Origin of the sequence: Pseudovibrio sp. Alg231-02 (genome assembly GCF_900143565.1) — a bacterium.
GTDB lineage: Bacteria > Pseudomonadota > Alphaproteobacteria > Rhizobiales > Stappiaceae > Pseudovibrio.
Map to the genome: position 1 here is coordinate 146,085 of NZ_FREX01000008.1, position 14,480 is coordinate 160,564.

Annotated in this window: 7 protein-coding genes and 3 pseudogenes; 5 read left to right on the plus strand and 5 right to left on the minus strand. The window is 49.1% G+C overall.

From position 1 onward, the window contains the following. Positions 1-7: 7 nt before the first annotated feature. From DHN43_RS19915 to DHN43_RS19925, 3 genes and pseudogenes are all read right to left on the minus strand, one after another. Positions 8-964, minus strand: a complete 957-nt coding sequence (locus DHN43_RS19915; RefSeq protein WP_108819782.1) for an ornithine cyclodeaminase family protein — start codon at positions 962-964, stop codon at positions 8-10. A 149-nt stretch (positions 965-1,113) separates the two neighbouring features. After that, positions 1,114-2,262, minus strand: a complete 1,149-nt coding sequence (locus tag DHN43_RS19920) for an iron-containing alcohol dehydrogenase (protein ID WP_108819783.1) — start codon at positions 2,260-2,262, stop codon at positions 1,114-1,116. A 1,154-nt stretch (positions 2,263-3,416) separates the two neighbouring features. Next, positions 3,417-4,714 (minus strand): annotated as a pseudogene (locus DHN43_RS19925) (IS3 family transposase). A gap of 88 nt (positions 4,715-4,802) precedes the next feature. Between DHN43_RS19925 and DHN43_RS19930 the strand changes: the two are divergent. After that, a pseudogene (locus DHN43_RS19930) lies at positions 4,803-5,245 on the plus strand (transposase); the annotation flags it as partial. An 86-nt stretch (positions 5,246-5,331) separates the two neighbouring features. Further along, positions 5,332-6,467: pseudogene (locus DHN43_RS19935) on the plus strand (IS3 family transposase). Positions 6,468-6,787: 320 nt separating this feature from the next. On the opposite strand, the gene DHN43_RS19940 reads toward DHN43_RS19935, so the two are convergent. Continuing rightward, positions 6,788-7,900 carry an IS30 family transposase gene (locus DHN43_RS19940; protein WP_244306854.1) on the minus strand — a complete coding sequence of 371 codons (1,113 nt, stop codon included), beginning with the start codon at positions 7,898-7,900 and terminating at the stop codon, positions 6,788-6,790. 280 nt (positions 7,901-8,180) lie between these two features. On the opposite strand from DHN43_RS19940, the gene DHN43_RS19945 reads away from it, so the two are divergent. From DHN43_RS19945 to DHN43_RS19955, 3 genes are read left to right on the plus strand one after another with little or no spacing between them, the layout of a single operon-like run. Continuing rightward, on the plus strand, positions 8,181-8,816 hold the full coding sequence (locus DHN43_RS19945) for an ImuA family protein (RefSeq protein WP_208995519.1): 636 nt from the start codon (positions 8,181-8,183) through the stop codon (positions 8,814-8,816). After that, positions 8,806-10,242: a Y-family DNA polymerase gene (locus DHN43_RS19950; protein ID WP_244306849.1), complete on the plus strand. Its 1,437-nt coding sequence runs from the start codon at positions 8,806-8,808 to the stop codon at positions 10,240-10,242. The genes DHN43_RS19945 and DHN43_RS19950 overlap by 11 nt, the downstream gene beginning before the upstream one ends. Next, positions 10,239-13,562 carry an error-prone DNA polymerase gene (locus DHN43_RS19955; protein ID WP_108819785.1) on the plus strand — a complete coding sequence of 1,108 codons (3,324 nt, stop codon included), beginning with the start codon at positions 10,239-10,241 and terminating at the stop codon, positions 13,560-13,562. Before DHN43_RS19950 ends, DHN43_RS19955 begins: the two co-directional genes overlap by 4 nt. 19 nt (positions 13,563-13,581) lie before the next feature. On the opposite strand, the gene DHN43_RS19960 is transcribed toward DHN43_RS19955, so the two are convergent. Continuing rightward, the gene (locus DHN43_RS19960; RefSeq protein WP_159096948.1) at positions 13,582-14,385 is read right to left on the minus strand and encodes an FkbM family methyltransferase; all 804 of its coding nucleotides are present in this window, start codon (positions 14,383-14,385) and stop codon (positions 13,582-13,584) included. Positions 14,386-14,480: the final 95 nt, after the last annotated feature.

The window sequence follows — 14,480 nt, forward strand, 5'->3', positions numbered from 1 at the left end:
GATTTGTCTATGCGTTTAGCAACTCTTTTGAGTTCTCATAGGCAAGGATTGCTCCTGCCAAGTCCTCTAATGCAGCCCCAACTGATTTGAAGAACGTAATCTCGTTTTCACTTGCTCTGCCAATGTTGCCGCCTCTGGTGAGATCGTAAAGATCAGCTTGAACATCCTCAGGCTTCAACGTGCCATTCGCAAGCGGGATGGTCAGGTCTCCGGCTTCTTTCATCGCACCTGCGCGGGTGTCGACAAAAACTCGTGAGCGGGAGATAGCCGTGTCATCTGCTTCGCGCATGTTTGGAGTGAACCCGCCCACAAGGTCAAGATGACAGCCATCAGACAACCATTCACCTTGTATGAGGGATTCATTAGACAGTGTTGCAACGGAAACGATATCAGCCTGCTCAACAGCTTTGGGAAGGGATTGTTCTGCTACAACCTTGATGCCAAGTTTTGCGCTTAGTTCTTGCGCATTGTCCTTGGCCTTATCGAAGTTCCGGCCCCAGAGGGTTACAGTTTCAATCTGTCTTGTTGTGCAATGCGCCTCAATGAGGTTTGCGGAGAGACGACCCGTGCCGACCATTGTCAGGGTCGTTGCGTTTTTGCGAGCAAGGTAATCAGCAGCAAGGGCGGAGGCTGCCGCTGTGCGACGCGCTGTCAGCTCGCCGCCATCAACCAACGCTAACGGTGCACCAGTCTTGCCGTCAGAGAGCAGATAAGTGGCGGAGACTGCAGGAAGACCGGCGTCTGCATTACTTGGAAACACACTCGCGAGTTTTACACCGAAATAGGCACCTGATTGCCAGGCGGGCATGAGCAGTAAAGTGGCATCTGCTTTATCCGGCACGCCCATGGTGTGATGGTGCCGAACAGGCATTTCGCAGCCTTCTTTGAACATTGATCTCAAAGCCTCGACCAGTGGTCGGAAGGGCAGGGCGTTTTTAGTTTGGGTATCGGATAACTGTAACATACCCGTTTCTCCCTTGTAATTTGCGAAAGGATGCGCTGATATCTCACAGGACTAGCGGGCGACGGATGTGTTTGTCACTTGAGTTTTCGAGAGAAACTGGTTGTATGCACAAAAAAGCCCGCCGTTTGTACGGCGGGCTGTCTTTTGGCTCAGCGTGCTGAGTACACGATGTCTTTGATCACATTCGGCGTGATCTTTCCATGCTCACCGATGGCTTTTAAAAAATCGCGGCTCTCGATGATGTGCATGAGCGTGTCGATGTCGTTTTGATCCGTAATGTTGGCATCTGACAGACGAATTGGCATGGCCAGTTGTTGGTAAAACTCTTCGATCGCATCAATCGTCTTCTCAGCCAGATCTTTAGATAGAGGCAGTGAGAACACTGCTGTTCCCATTTGCTCCAGTTTTGCGCGCTTCAGTTCAATCTGACTGCGCAAGAGGCTTGGTTGAATGATGGACAGTGTTTGGGCGTGGTCAATGCCGAAACACGCTGTCAGCTCATGTCCGATCTGGTGTGTTGCCCAATCTTGCGGCACACCACATGAGATGAGGCCATTTAAGCCCTGGTTTGCTGCGTACATCAGATTTGCGCGCCATTCATCAGTATCGCGCTCGGGATAGCTCTTGCCCAGTTGAACGAGCGTTCGCAGCAATGTCTCCGCATATCCATCCTGTACCAATGCGCCGATCGGGAAGGTCAAATATTGCTCGCAGACATGCACGAAGGCATCGATCAACCCGTTCCTGAGTTGGCGTTCTGGCAGTGTTTTCATGGTGTCTGGATCGAGAACCGAGAACACAGGGAAAACAAGAGGAGAGCCGAAAGCGAGTTTTTCACCTGTCGACTTGCGGGTGATGACTGAGTTGCCGTTGGATTCAGAGCCTGTTGCAGGAAGGGTCAATACAGACGCGAGCGGTGTTGCCTTTTGAATGCGATGTTTACCGCTTGGAATGTCCCAGTGATCTCCGTCATAGTGTGCAGCTGCTGCTACAAACTTACAGCCGTCGACAACAGATCCTCCCCCAACTGCGAGGATGAAGTCCAGATCTTGTTCTTTCACCAGCTCTACGGCTTTTTCTAGGGTTTCGAAGTGTGGGTTGGCTTCGATGCCAGAAAATTCAACCACGGTGAAACCTTCAAGCGCGCTTAACGCTTGCTCGTAAACACCGTTCGCTTTGATCGATCCACCACCATAGGCCAACAAAATGCGGCTTCCAGTCGGGATCTGATCCCTAATTTCCGATATTTTCCCTTGACCAAACAAAAGTTTAGTTGGGTTTTGATAATTGAATTTCATTTGATTGCCCGGACAATTGAATTGTGCATACCGAACTTAATGCACTTTTCTCGGGTTTGAAGGGTCGAAGTGAAACTAATTCACTTAAATGATTTGTTGAGTGATGAAAGAGGTTCGGAATTAAGCAAAGGTGCTGCTAGTTCACTTAGAACTAGGGAAATTGCGGTTCCAACCTTCCATCCTCATTAATGTAATTGAAAATGCTTAGTGACTAATCCGAGCTTTAAATGAAGTTGCTTGTGGCTTGGATTAATGACCAGCACCAGGCGGTTGACACTGTCGCTGTATGAGTTGGAAGTAATACACTACTGATTTACTAACTTCATATGGTCTTTGAAGTTCTAATGGGCAACGCATGGCTCAGATCTATGCGATCAAACAGATCAGTGTGACAGAACAAACCTTTATCGCTGTAAGGAGTACAGCAGAATGAGCCTGGATCAGCTCAAGTAATTGAAACGGTTATAGAAAGAGAATAAGCACCCGCGGCGTTTGGTTTGAGATATTGCGCGGGATACTCTGATTTTTGAAGGAAGCAGTACTGAGAAACTTCGGAACCCTTGATGTACGTTGGACTGCACCGACCATGTGCGTAGTCAATACAAGGTTCAGGTTTGCCGTGTTCTGGCGCAGCATAGATCAACGCTGCGGTAATTGCCACGTTGGCGTGCTGACAAAAAACGGCTCTGGCTCAACGATGGATCGTGTTTCCGCCTACGACCGGAATATTGCAAAAATATCTGGTTGTACGACTTCGTACATCATTGAACTGTCGACGGCTGGCCCCTCAGAACGCTCAACATCTTGGATGGACATAGCTGGGAATGTTTGGCTAAATGGAGGAAGTAAAAGTCGAACTCGACCGAGATCATTAATGCTTCGTCAGACGTGTTCATCTTGCTAGTTGTGCCCGCCTATATCAGGGTAGTCTGTGCCCAAGTTCATAGCAAAGGTCGTCAGGAGCTGTTCAAGGCTATTGAGCCTGAATCATTCTGAGAAAACGAGTACTGTGAAAACTTCAGCGGGAGAATGTTGGAAGAAATGCTGAACGGTGAAATCTTTTACTCACTGAGTCAAGCGTGTCCGTCGTCAAATGAAGTGGAACTGATTAGGCTTTTGAATAATGGAGTGCTTGGCCCGTTGTTGTTTTGATGTTATGCCGCTTTTGCGTGGTAGTTCAAGCTGCGATTGAGCAGAGTTTTACGTTTGATCTCACTGCGATGTTGTAAGATGTTGTCGCCCCGTCCCAGATAAGCATCGGCAGGGGTAATGTTGTTCAGGCTCTCGTGGTAGCGATGGTTGTTGTAATGATCAACGAAGGCCTCAACTTGCCGCTCCAGATCCCCTTGCAGGTAATAATTCTCCAGAAGGATGCGGTTCTTCAAAGTCTGATGCCAACGCTCGATTTTGCCCTGTGTCTGCGGGTGATAGGGAGCGCCACGAACATGGGCCATATCCTTGTCCCGGAGCCATTTGGCCAAGTCTGATGAGACATACGAACTGCCATTGTCAGAAAGCAGTCTGGGCTTGTGAATGACTTTAGCGCTCTCACAGCCGGAGGTGTCCAGTGCCTTTTGCAGCGTGGCGGTGACATCCTTGGCCTTCATGCTGGTACACAGTTCCCAGGCGATGATGTAGCGTGAGAAGTCATCGAGTACGGTGGACAGATAGAACCAGCCCCAGCCGATGACCTTCAGATAGGTAAAATCCGTCTGCCAGAGCTGGTTGGGGGCCGTAGTCTTGTCCTTGAACTCGTCTTCGGCCTTGATCACCACATAAGCTGGCGAAGTGATCAGATCCTTGGATTTGAGTAGGCGGTAAACAGAAGCCTCTGACACAAAATACTCTTTTGTGTCAGTGAAGCGTACGGCAAGCTCGCGAGGTGACAGATCCGGTTCCTCCAGAGCCAGCTCAACAATCTGATCGCGAATGGCATCAGGGATGCGGCTCCAAACCTTCGAGGATCGGTGTACACGGTCTTCCAGCGCCTCGACGCCACCCTCAAGGTAGCGGGCATACCAACGGTAGAATGTGGTACGGGGAATGCCAAGGGTTGTCAGAGAGTGTTTGACCGGCAGGTGGGAATTCTCGACCAGACGAATAATCTCGGCTTTCTCATGGGCGGGATACCTCATATGTCGTCCTCCCCATCGTCCAGCATACTTTTTTTAAGAAGCCGGATCTCCAACGCTTGTTGAGCAACAACCTCTTTTAATTCTCGTGATTGTTTACGCAACTCTTTGACTTCGCCCGTATTGGCCTGGCGGGTGGTGTCTCCGGTGAGACGTTTTTTGCCAGCCTCCAGAAATTCCTTGGATCAGCTGTAGTAAAGCCCTTGCGAGATGCCTTCCTGACGACACAGCTCGGCAATGCGGTCTTCGCCACACAATCCTGCAAGCACAATGCGGATCTTCTCTTCTGCAGCGCTGCTAGTCCTTGTGTTTTGCCCCATTCCTTACTCCTGTCGTCGTGATCATGGGCCAAAACACTCCCTTATTCAAATCCGTAAACCTGTTCCATAGGTGCTGACGACAAACACGCAAGACCTGATCACGTCGCTCGCTTATGTGGTGATCAAGGCCGCCGATGAGTTCAAGGATAAGACAACGGTGCCAAACCAGCAGTAGCAAACCTACTTCACATATTTCAAGGTTATCGGCTGGGGTTGGTTTTACCTGTCCACCGTGCTCGATAATTACTCCCGCTACATCATTGCCTGGAAGCTATGCACCACCAGGCCAAGGATGTCACCGAAACCTTGCAACTAGCGCAGGACGCCTCCGGCTGCGAGCAGCCAAAGGTACTGCATCGTCAACGCCTGCTTTCTGATAATGGCAGCTCTTACCTGTCTTCCGATCTGGCTGATTGGCTTGAGGACAAAGGCATGGACCATGTGCACGGCAAGCCCTACCACCCGCAAACACAAGGCAAGATCGAAAGGTGGCATCAGACCATGAAGAACCGCATCCTGCTGGAGAACTACAGAGATGGCTCGGGAAAATTGAACAGGCGATATAAGTGGATTTTCGGTCTGTAATTTGCTCTTATGGCTTTACAGGAGAACCGACTATGGCGCGCCGTCCCAGACGCAATCACACATCTGCCTTCAAATCCAAAGTAGCCTTGGCGGCCATTCGAGGCGAGCAAACCTTGAGTGAACTTGGTTAACACTATGATGTCCACCCGAACCAGATCAAGCAATGGCGGGATCACCTGCTAGAAGGTGCCAGCGATGTCTTCGAGAAGGAAACCAAAGCCGCTGAACCCGCGGCAGTTGATGTCAAAACTCTTCACGCTAAAATCGGGGAGTTGATGCTTGAGAATGATTTTTTAAGCGGGGCGCTCAGAAAGGCCTGCCTGTTGAGCGCAAAGAAATGATCGATCCTAAGCATAAACTCTCCCTGTCCCGGCAGGCGAAAGCTCTGGGCATCTCTCGAGGTTGTTTGTATTACACTGCGAGGCCGACATCTGACAGTGATTTGAAACTGATGCTGCGACTTGACAAATTGCATCTGGATTATCCCTTTGCGGGCAGCCGAATGCTTCAGGGACTTTTGCTTGGCGAGGGATATGAGGTTGGTCGACTTCATGTCTCAACGCTGATGAAGCGGATGAGTATCGAGGCAATTTACCGCCGTCCCAATACATCAAAGCCAGCGCCGGGGCATAAAATCTATCCTTATTTGCTGAGGAAACTGGCTGTCACACGTCCCAATCAGATCTGGGCAATGGACATAACGTACATTCCCATGGCCAAAGGTTTCGTCTACCTGGCTGCGGTTGTAGATTGGTTCTCAAGGCGCGTGTTGTCCTGGCGACTTTCAATCACCCTTGATACAGCTTTCTGTATTGAAGCGGTTGAAGAAGCTATGGCCAGGTACGGTAAACCGGAAATCTTCAATACCGATCAGGGAAGCCAATTTACGTCGCTGACATTCATAAAAATGCTTAAAGATGCTGATGTTGCCATCTCAATGGATGGCAAGGGCGCTTGGCGGGACAATGTCTTTGTTGAGCGACTGTGGCGATCCATCAAATACGAAGAGGTCTATCTGCATGCTTATGGCAATGTCCCAGAGGCAAGAAACGGTATCAGGAGATATCTGGATTTCTACAATTCCAAGCGCCCTCATTCATCGCTTGACCGCAAGACACCGGATCAGGTCTATTTCAACCACCACCCTCAACTGAATATCGCTGCATGAAAGCAGGCCGGGTCCACTTATAAAACAGCACAGAACTGTTCAAACAAACCGAGCCACCTCTCAATGACTTCAAGGAATTCAACGGTGTTGCCTGATAATGCTGTAATGTGTCGAAAGCTTAAGCTCTCTTTACATCCTTAAGAGAAGGCAGTGAGCGTGTGGATTCGCTGCGTTTGAATTCCTAACTAAGCCAACGACAGGTGGACAAAAAGTGATATTCTTAGTTGGTGCATTGCGCAATGTGATTGATGTCAAGAGAAGTTACCTCAGCTTTGCGTTTGTTTGCGTTAGGCGCACTGAAAATATGTTGCTAGGTGGATTCAACTGGTCGCGGCAACACACTGTGATAACTTCTCAGCTGGAGTTTGATATTGCAAGGTCTTGCGTGGTCGTTCGTTGAGTTGTCTTGCGATTGCATCAAGTTCAGGCTGCGTGTGTACAGATAAGTCAGTGCCTCGGGGCAAATACTGCCGCAGCAAGCGGTTCGTGTTTTCGTTTGATCCGCGTTGCCACGGTGAATGTGGGTCGCAGAAGTATACAGCAACATCCGTTACTAATGTCAGGCTTAGATGATCTGCCATCTCCTTGCATCGATCCCAAGTCAAAGATTTGTAAAGCTCTTTTGGCAATTTGTGGGTATGTTTGATCAACCCGGAAATAACACTGCTCGTGTCTTTGTTGGCAACCTTGATTAACATGACATAGCGTGTTTGCCGCTCAACAAGAGTGGCGATATAGCTATTCTTGGATCCTCCGATCAGATCTCCTTCCCAATGCCCCGGTATTGCACGGTCTTCGACGCAAGCGGGCCTTTTACTGATCGAAACAGCATCCTTAATTTGGCCTAGCCTTTTTCGTTTGAGGCTTGCGTGTTTGGACCGGCGTATCGTGCGTTTAGCACGCAGATGGTCCAGCAGTTCTTTCTTCAATACGCCSCGAGCCTGTATGTAAAGGCTTYGATATATCGTCTCGTGGGACACCTGCTTGTTTACATCTCCTGGAAAGCTACGTTTGAGCCAGCCGGCAATCTGTTCTGGAGACCACTTGCTGCGCAGCTTCACCGATACTGCATGGCTCAAAGAAGGATGGCAAGCCAGTTTGCATGTCTTGGGCCGTAGAGCGCGGTCCCAGGCAGCTTGATCCGCCGCTACCGCGCGATAAGCGACCTGACCACCATTTCGCTGCACCTCGCGACTGATCGTAGACGGAGTGCGGCTCAAYTGGCGGGCTATAGATCGTAAAGATGCGTTGATGCTGAGACCACGCGATATCTCTTCACGCTCTTTCAAACTCAGCGCCAGCTTACCACGATGCCGATCAGAAGGGCGGATGCCTCCGGTCGGAGAAATAACAGAAAACACAGAGGAGGACTGCCGGTCGAACACACGGCCAATCGAACTCATCGTTTCTCCCCGCTGCCATCGATCCCAAATCTGTGCTCATTGTGCGGCAGAATAGTAAATACGGCGGCGATACGTCATGTCGAACACTCCATCTTTATTCAAAGATTAAAGTGTTGCATCCACCTGTTGAGACCTCCCTATGACTGTCCAGCTAGTGAAATTAATGAAGAGTGCTGCGTAGCCTGTCCTATTCCTAATAGAATATGCCAGAGGACGTGCTTGCGTGTGTGTTATGCCTGCGAAATTTCTGGTAGCCAACAGTTTGTGAGATGAGAGTTTTGCCTCATATTGTTCGTTCATGTATGTGCGAATGAGTAAGGGAATTTATGAAAATAATGTTCTTGATATGTTCTCTTTGTTGAGAGATAATCGGGCCGTGATGGCAGAGTTTAAGAGTTTTTTTCCGCTTCAAGTCAGCCGGGTTCATGAAGTATGTGGAGCCGGAGCGACAGCATTTGCAGCGATGGCCTGCGGGCAAGCTGATATGAGAGTGTTGTGGCTTCAGACTGGTTGGCAAATTGAGCAACTCAATCCAGCAGGTTTAGCAGCTTTTATGTCTCCCAAGAATCTCGTTTTGGTTGAGGTTGAGAACCACAATGATTTACTCGCATGTACAGAAGATGGCTTGCGTTCTGGCGCTGTGGATCTAGTAATTTCTGTGGCCACTCAAAAGCTCGATCTGACTGCAGGCAGGCGTTTGCAGTTGGCAGCTGAGCAAGGTGGCTCTACCGGGATTCTCATTATACCTGAAGGGGCTGGGAGCAATGCGACACAAACTCGTTGGCACTGCTCTCCTATATTCAAGGGAAACCATATATCCGATAAGAACTTGACTCTTCAACACTGGCAGCTCATTAAGAACAAAATAGGAACATTGAGTGGTTGGAAGGTGTATTGGGATGCCAAGGCGCATCGTGTCATTGTGGTTTCCGAGGATGGCCAGTGATCGTATTTTACGCTCACATCCCACATCTGCGCCTTTTGCTGTAACCTCTCATGAAGAAAGTACAGAGCGATTATACTGTTTAAACAGCAGAGCGATGCAATTGGGGCTGGCTTCAGGTATGGGGCTTTCAGATGCTAAGGCGTTATGCCCTGATTTGCTGACACGCTCAGCAGACCGGTATGCTGATGACAGGTTCTTAAAGCTGTTGGCGCGATGGGCTGATCGGTATTGCCCATGGGTCGGTTTCGATGGAAACGATGGCTTGTTGCTTGATGTCACTGGCTCAACTCATTTCTTCAGCAGTGAAGCTGAACTTCTCGCGGATATTCATGACCGGCTCCAGAGTTATCAACTCAATGTTCGCTCTGGGTTGGCTGGCACAATTGGTGGGGCTTGGGCTGTTTCTCATTTCGGTAGAGGCGTTGTCCCTAATGGACAACTCAAGGCAGCTTTAGGCCCTTTACCTGCTGCTGCATTAAGGCTGGATGAGGCAACCTGTGCGACACTGCAGCGCCTTGGTCTACGTACTATCGGTGACCTTCTGGTAACACCGCGGGCCACGCTAGGTCGACGCTTTGGTTTGCCATTGATGCGCCGTATCGACCAAGCGTTTGGTGATCAGCCAGAACAAATCAATGCTATGGCTCCAGATACCTCTTATGCTGCCCGGCTAAATTTTCCTGATCCTATCGGTCTTTATGATGATGTGATGGCTGCTCTTGAGCGATTGCTGCAACGCATCTGTGATAAGCTAAAAAGCCAAGAGATGGGCACCCGGGTGTTGCTTATGACCTGTCAGCGTGTTGATCAGGCCAGCGTGCAGGTAGAATTGCGACTTGCTCGGCCCATGCGTGAGGGGACGAGCATTCTGCCGCTGTTTGAGAGAAGTGTGCGAGAGTTAGATGCAGGATTTGGTATCGATCAGATACGGTTGGAAGCTTTGGCTGTTGAGGCTTTGCCATTAAAGCAACTGGAAACCGGCAATGCTCAGTCAAAGAAAAATGATGTGCTGAGTGATCTGATTACGCGGCTCGGGAGTCGCATTGGTCTGGAAAAGATTAAGCGTTTTCAGCCAGCAGATAGCCATATTCCTGAGCGTAGTTTCATTGTATCGCCTGCAGCCTATTGTGAACCTGAGGGGCAGTGGAAAGAACAGAATTTGCGTCCTTTACAACTGTTTTCTCCAGAGCTTGTTGAAGGCCATGAAAAGAAGCCGCCTAACGTATTCAGCTGGCGGCGCATGCGTTTTTCGGTTGCCGCCGCAACAGGACCAGAACGTATTTGCCCAGAGTGGTGGTTGGACGATCCCAATTGGCGATCCGGTGTAAGAGACTATTGGCGTGTGGAAACCGAACAAGGCCGACGCCTCTGGATGTTTTTCACGCCACTAAATCCAGCGTGGTTCGTGCAAGGAGAGTTTGCATGAGCTACGCTGAATTGTGTGTTACCTCCAACTTCACGTTTCTTACCGGAGCCTCCCATCCTGAGGAACTGGTGGTTCGAGCTGCCAGTCTGGGGCTTTCGGCGATTGCTATAACAGATCGAAATTCTCTGGCTGGAGTTGTACGTGCTTATTCAGCGCTTAAGGAACTTGCTCGCAAAAGAGACGAGGCCCTGGCTGTCCGTTCCTGCCATCGTACTGATCCAAACAGTAGACAAGAAATTCTGGAAGGTGCTGACGACCTACGAGAACCTATTATGTCTCTGCCGCGTTTGCTGGTGGGGTGTCGCCTGGTTTTGGAGGACAGCCCTGTTGATTGGATTGCTTTACCGCAAGACCACTCTGCTTATGCTCGCTTGTCCCGGCTTCTTACCAAAGGAAAAAGGCGCACTGAAAAAGGTGAATGCCAGTTATTCTTAAAAGATCTTCTGGAAGGGGCTTGTGGTCTAATGTTGATCGCTTTGCCTCAAGAGGCGATCGATAGGCTTCAAGTTCGAGAGCATATTCAACAGGCGGCGCATACTTATCCTTCTCATGTCTTCTTAGGGGCTGTGCCACAGTATGATGGGAATGATCAAGCTTACTTCGATGCTTGCGCGAAATTGGCTCTGCGTCTTGCAACACCAATGGTAGCTGTTGGTGATGTGCTTATGCATCATGGACGTCGCCGGCAACTGGCTGATGTTCTGACCTGTATTCGTGAGGGGGTGACCATAGACAAGATTGGTCGCCGTGCTCTGCCTAATAGTGAACGCCGCCTCAAGACACCATTGGAGATGGCTCAGCTGTTTCGTGCGTACCCAGCTGCGGTCAAAAGAACGCAGGAGATTGCTAATCGCTGCTCTTTTTGCTTATCCCAACTGTCCTATGAATACCCACAGGAAGGAAGTGAGAGCGAAACGGCTCAACAGCGGTTGGAGCGGCTTACCCTTGAAGGCATTAAACGCAGATATCCCAAGGGAGAGACTGAGCGTGTTCGTTCTCTTGTTGAAAAAGAGTTGGCTCTTGTCTCTAAGCTTAAGTTTGCTGCTTATTTTCTGACGGTGCACGACATTGTCACCTTTGCCCGCTCTCAAGGCATTTTATGTCAAGGTCGAGGGTCTGCCGCCAATTCCATTATCTGCTATGCGCTTGGTGTTACTGATGTGGCTCCAGAAACCATTTCTATGGTGTTTGAACGTTTTATCTCGGAGCATCGCGGAGAGCCACCAGACATTGATGTAGACTTTGAGCATGAGCGCCGTGAAGAAGTTATTCAGCACATTTACCAGAAGTATGGTCGCCATCGCGCAGGTTTGTGCGCGACCGTCATTCATTTCCGATCTCGTGCTGCCATCCGCGAGGTTGGGAAGGTTATGGGCTTGTCGCAGGATCTGCTTGCAAACTTAGCAGGGCAGATGTGGGGTTCTTCTGATCAAGGTGTACCCGAAGAACGACTAAAAGAACTCGGCCTGTCTGGGTCAGATCATCGCCTTGCTCTTACCATTCGCCTCACAAAAGAGATTATTGGTTTTCCTCGTCATTTGTCTCAGCATGTAGGTGGCTTTGTGATTACCCAAGGTCGGCTCGATGAGTTATGCCCTATCGAGAATGCATCTATGGAAGACCGCACAGTCATTGAATGGGATAAGGATGATATTGATGCATTATGCATCCTGAAAGTCGATGTGTTGAGCCTTGGTATGCTCACTTGCATCCGCAAGTGCTTCGCTTTGATTGAAGAAAAAGAAGGGCGCCAACTCACAATTGACAGTGTGCCACAGGAAGATAAGCCAACCTACGATATGCTTTGTGTTGCAGATGCACTGGGTGTTTTTCAGGTTGAAAGTCGTGCTCAGATGAATTTTTTGCCGCGTATGAAGCCACGCACCTTTTATGATCTGGTGATTGAGGTTGCCATTGTGCGTCCCGGCCCGATCCAAGGTGGTATGGTGCACCCCTATATTAAGCGACGACAAGGTCTGGAAAAAGTCTCGTTTCCTTCAACAGAATTAGAAGGCGTTTTGGGGAAAACACTTGGAGTGCCTCTCTTTCAGGAACAAGCTATGCGGATTGCGGAAGTTGCAGCAGGATTTTCTGCTGAAGAAGCAGATCGCTTGCGGCGCTCACTTGCGACTTTCAGGCGTATGGGGACCATCAGTTCTTTCAAGACCCGTTTTGTTAATGGCATGTTGGAGCGTGGCTATGAGTTAGAGTTTGCAGAGCGATGTTTTTCTCAGATTGAAGGGTTCGGTAATTACGGCTTTCCTGAGAGCCATGCTGCTGCTTTTGGTATGCTTGCTTATGTTTCTGCCTGGCTTAAATGCCATTATCCAGCTGCTTTTGCCTGTGCGCTCCTTAATTCTCAACCTATGGGATTCTATGCTCCAGCTCAGATTATAAGAGATGCCCGAGAGCATGATGTGGAGGTGAGGCCTATTTGTGCCAACCGTAGCCAGTGGGATAATACATTGGAGCGGCGTAGTGACGGGCAACTGGCCATTCAACTTGGTTTTCGTCAGATCAAGGGTTTTAATGAAGAAGATGCTCTTTGGCTGGTAGCTGCACGTGGCAATGGCTATCCAGATCCACAAAGCATTTGGCAGCGTGCTCATGTGATCCCGGCAGCACTTGAGAAGCTGGCAGAGGCAGATGCTTTTGTTAGCATGGGGCTCAATCGTCGTGATGCTCTTTGGCAAGTAAAGGCCATTAAAGGTACCACACCGTTACCTCTGTTTAATGACCCCTTTGATGGAGAGGCGATCTTTGAACCAGATGTGAACTTGCCTGTTATGCATTTGGGGGAAGAGGTAGTGGAAGACTATCTTTCAACACGACTGTCATTGCGAGCGCATCCGATGGAACTGCTACGTCCGGAAATACCCGGACTTACAACACATGCTGCCTTGCAGAAAGCTTCTCTGGATCGAACAAGTGTTTGCGGTGTTGTTGTTACACGTCAGCGTCCCGGAACGGCGTCTGGAGTTATTTTTGTGACGCTTGAAGACGAAACTGGGGTTTGTAATGTAGTGGTTTGGCCGAAGGTTTATCAAAAATTCCGAAGAGAAGTCATTTCTGGTCGCTTGCTCTACGTTACAGGTTACCTGCAACGAGAGGGGATTGTCGTGCATCTCATCGCGCAGGAAATCAGTGACTATTCAGACCGCTTATCCTTGCTGGGGCATCCGCTGGACGAAGTTATCGGCCAAACATTACCAGCAGCCGATGACGCCCCACGTCGACCTCTCATCCCAAACAGCGCCACACGAGCTCGCCACCCACGAGAACAAGCAAAGAGACTCTTCCCGAGCCGGGATTTTCATTAGAATGAGAAACAGCCCAAGCTTAGTCTGTGTGTGGAAACTGGAAACTACCCAATTGGTGCTCTGCAAAACTTGGATTGTTTGGTTGATCCAACTTATTCGGAAAAATTCGCGTGCATGGTGAGAATTGATATGAGTTGCGGCGTAAAAATGTGACTTCCAGAACCGGTGGAATTGCATAACCGCCAACAATGCGCAATGCTGTGTTGTTATTCCCGTGAACATGAACAGCTTGATGTGTCTGAAAAATTTTATTCAATGCTTCCAAAGCAGTTCTAAACCAAAATAGCTTATATACTTTATGTAAATCGTGAAACTCAACCAGTATCTGTGAGAACTTCTGTAATTCGTTTGTCTCTAGATCTGCAAAAACCTCCCACTCGTCACCCTCTATGTCTATTTTCAGCAAAATGTCATTTGCATTCTGATGCCCATTTTTCTTTATCTCATCTCGTAAGCAGGTCATGTGCTTGTTGGTCTGAAATGAAGCAGTTATACCTTTCTTAAAATAATTAAACTGCTTATGCTGGCAAGGTAGCCCAGTAATTGTATGGTCATATTGATAAATTTTAAGACCCTTATGCGCCATCTCTAAATCCCAAGAGACATCACGGTTGATACCCAAGGAATACGCAATTTTCTCTTCTGATCGTGGAGGCACCATGACATAGCCTCCATCAAAGGTGCGTCCAACTCGAGCTAACTCATGCCCGGCAACATCCATGGGACTTAGCCGAGAAAAGAGAGTTTCAACCATCTCCTGCGCGGCCTTTGACATCTCAGGCTTTTCAAGTGGTCGTGCTTTCTTTCCTTCAACTGCAGACATTCTTTTTTCTAGTTGAAGTAGCCGTTTACTTAGTTGCGCTATCTCTTGTTGCTTACTGTCTATTTCTGATCGCTCTGTAGTTAAGGTCTCTTTCA

Coding starts and splice junctions, on each gene's coding strand:
- DHN43_RS19915 (WP_108819782.1), bottom strand. CDS start 964: ATGTTACAGTTATCCGATACCCAAACTAAAAACGCCCTGCCCTTCCGA.
- DHN43_RS19945 (WP_208995519.1), top strand. CDS start 8,181: ATGAGTAAGGGAATTTATGAAAATAATGTTCTTGATATGTTCTCTTTG.
- DHN43_RS19955 (WP_108819785.1), top strand. CDS start 10,239: ATGAGCTACGCTGAATTGTGTGTTACCTCCAACTTCACGTTTCTTACC.
- DHN43_RS19920 (WP_108819783.1), bottom strand. CDS start 2,262: ATGAAATTCAATTATCAAAACCCAACTAAACTTTTGTTTGGTCAAGGG.
- DHN43_RS19960 (WP_159096948.1), bottom strand. CDS start 14,385: ATGTCTGCAGTTGAAGGAAAGAAAGCACGACCACTTGAAAAGCCTGAG.
- DHN43_RS19950 (WP_244306849.1), top strand. CDS start 8,806: ATGGCCAGTGATCGTATTTTACGCTCACATCCCACATCTGCGCCTTTT.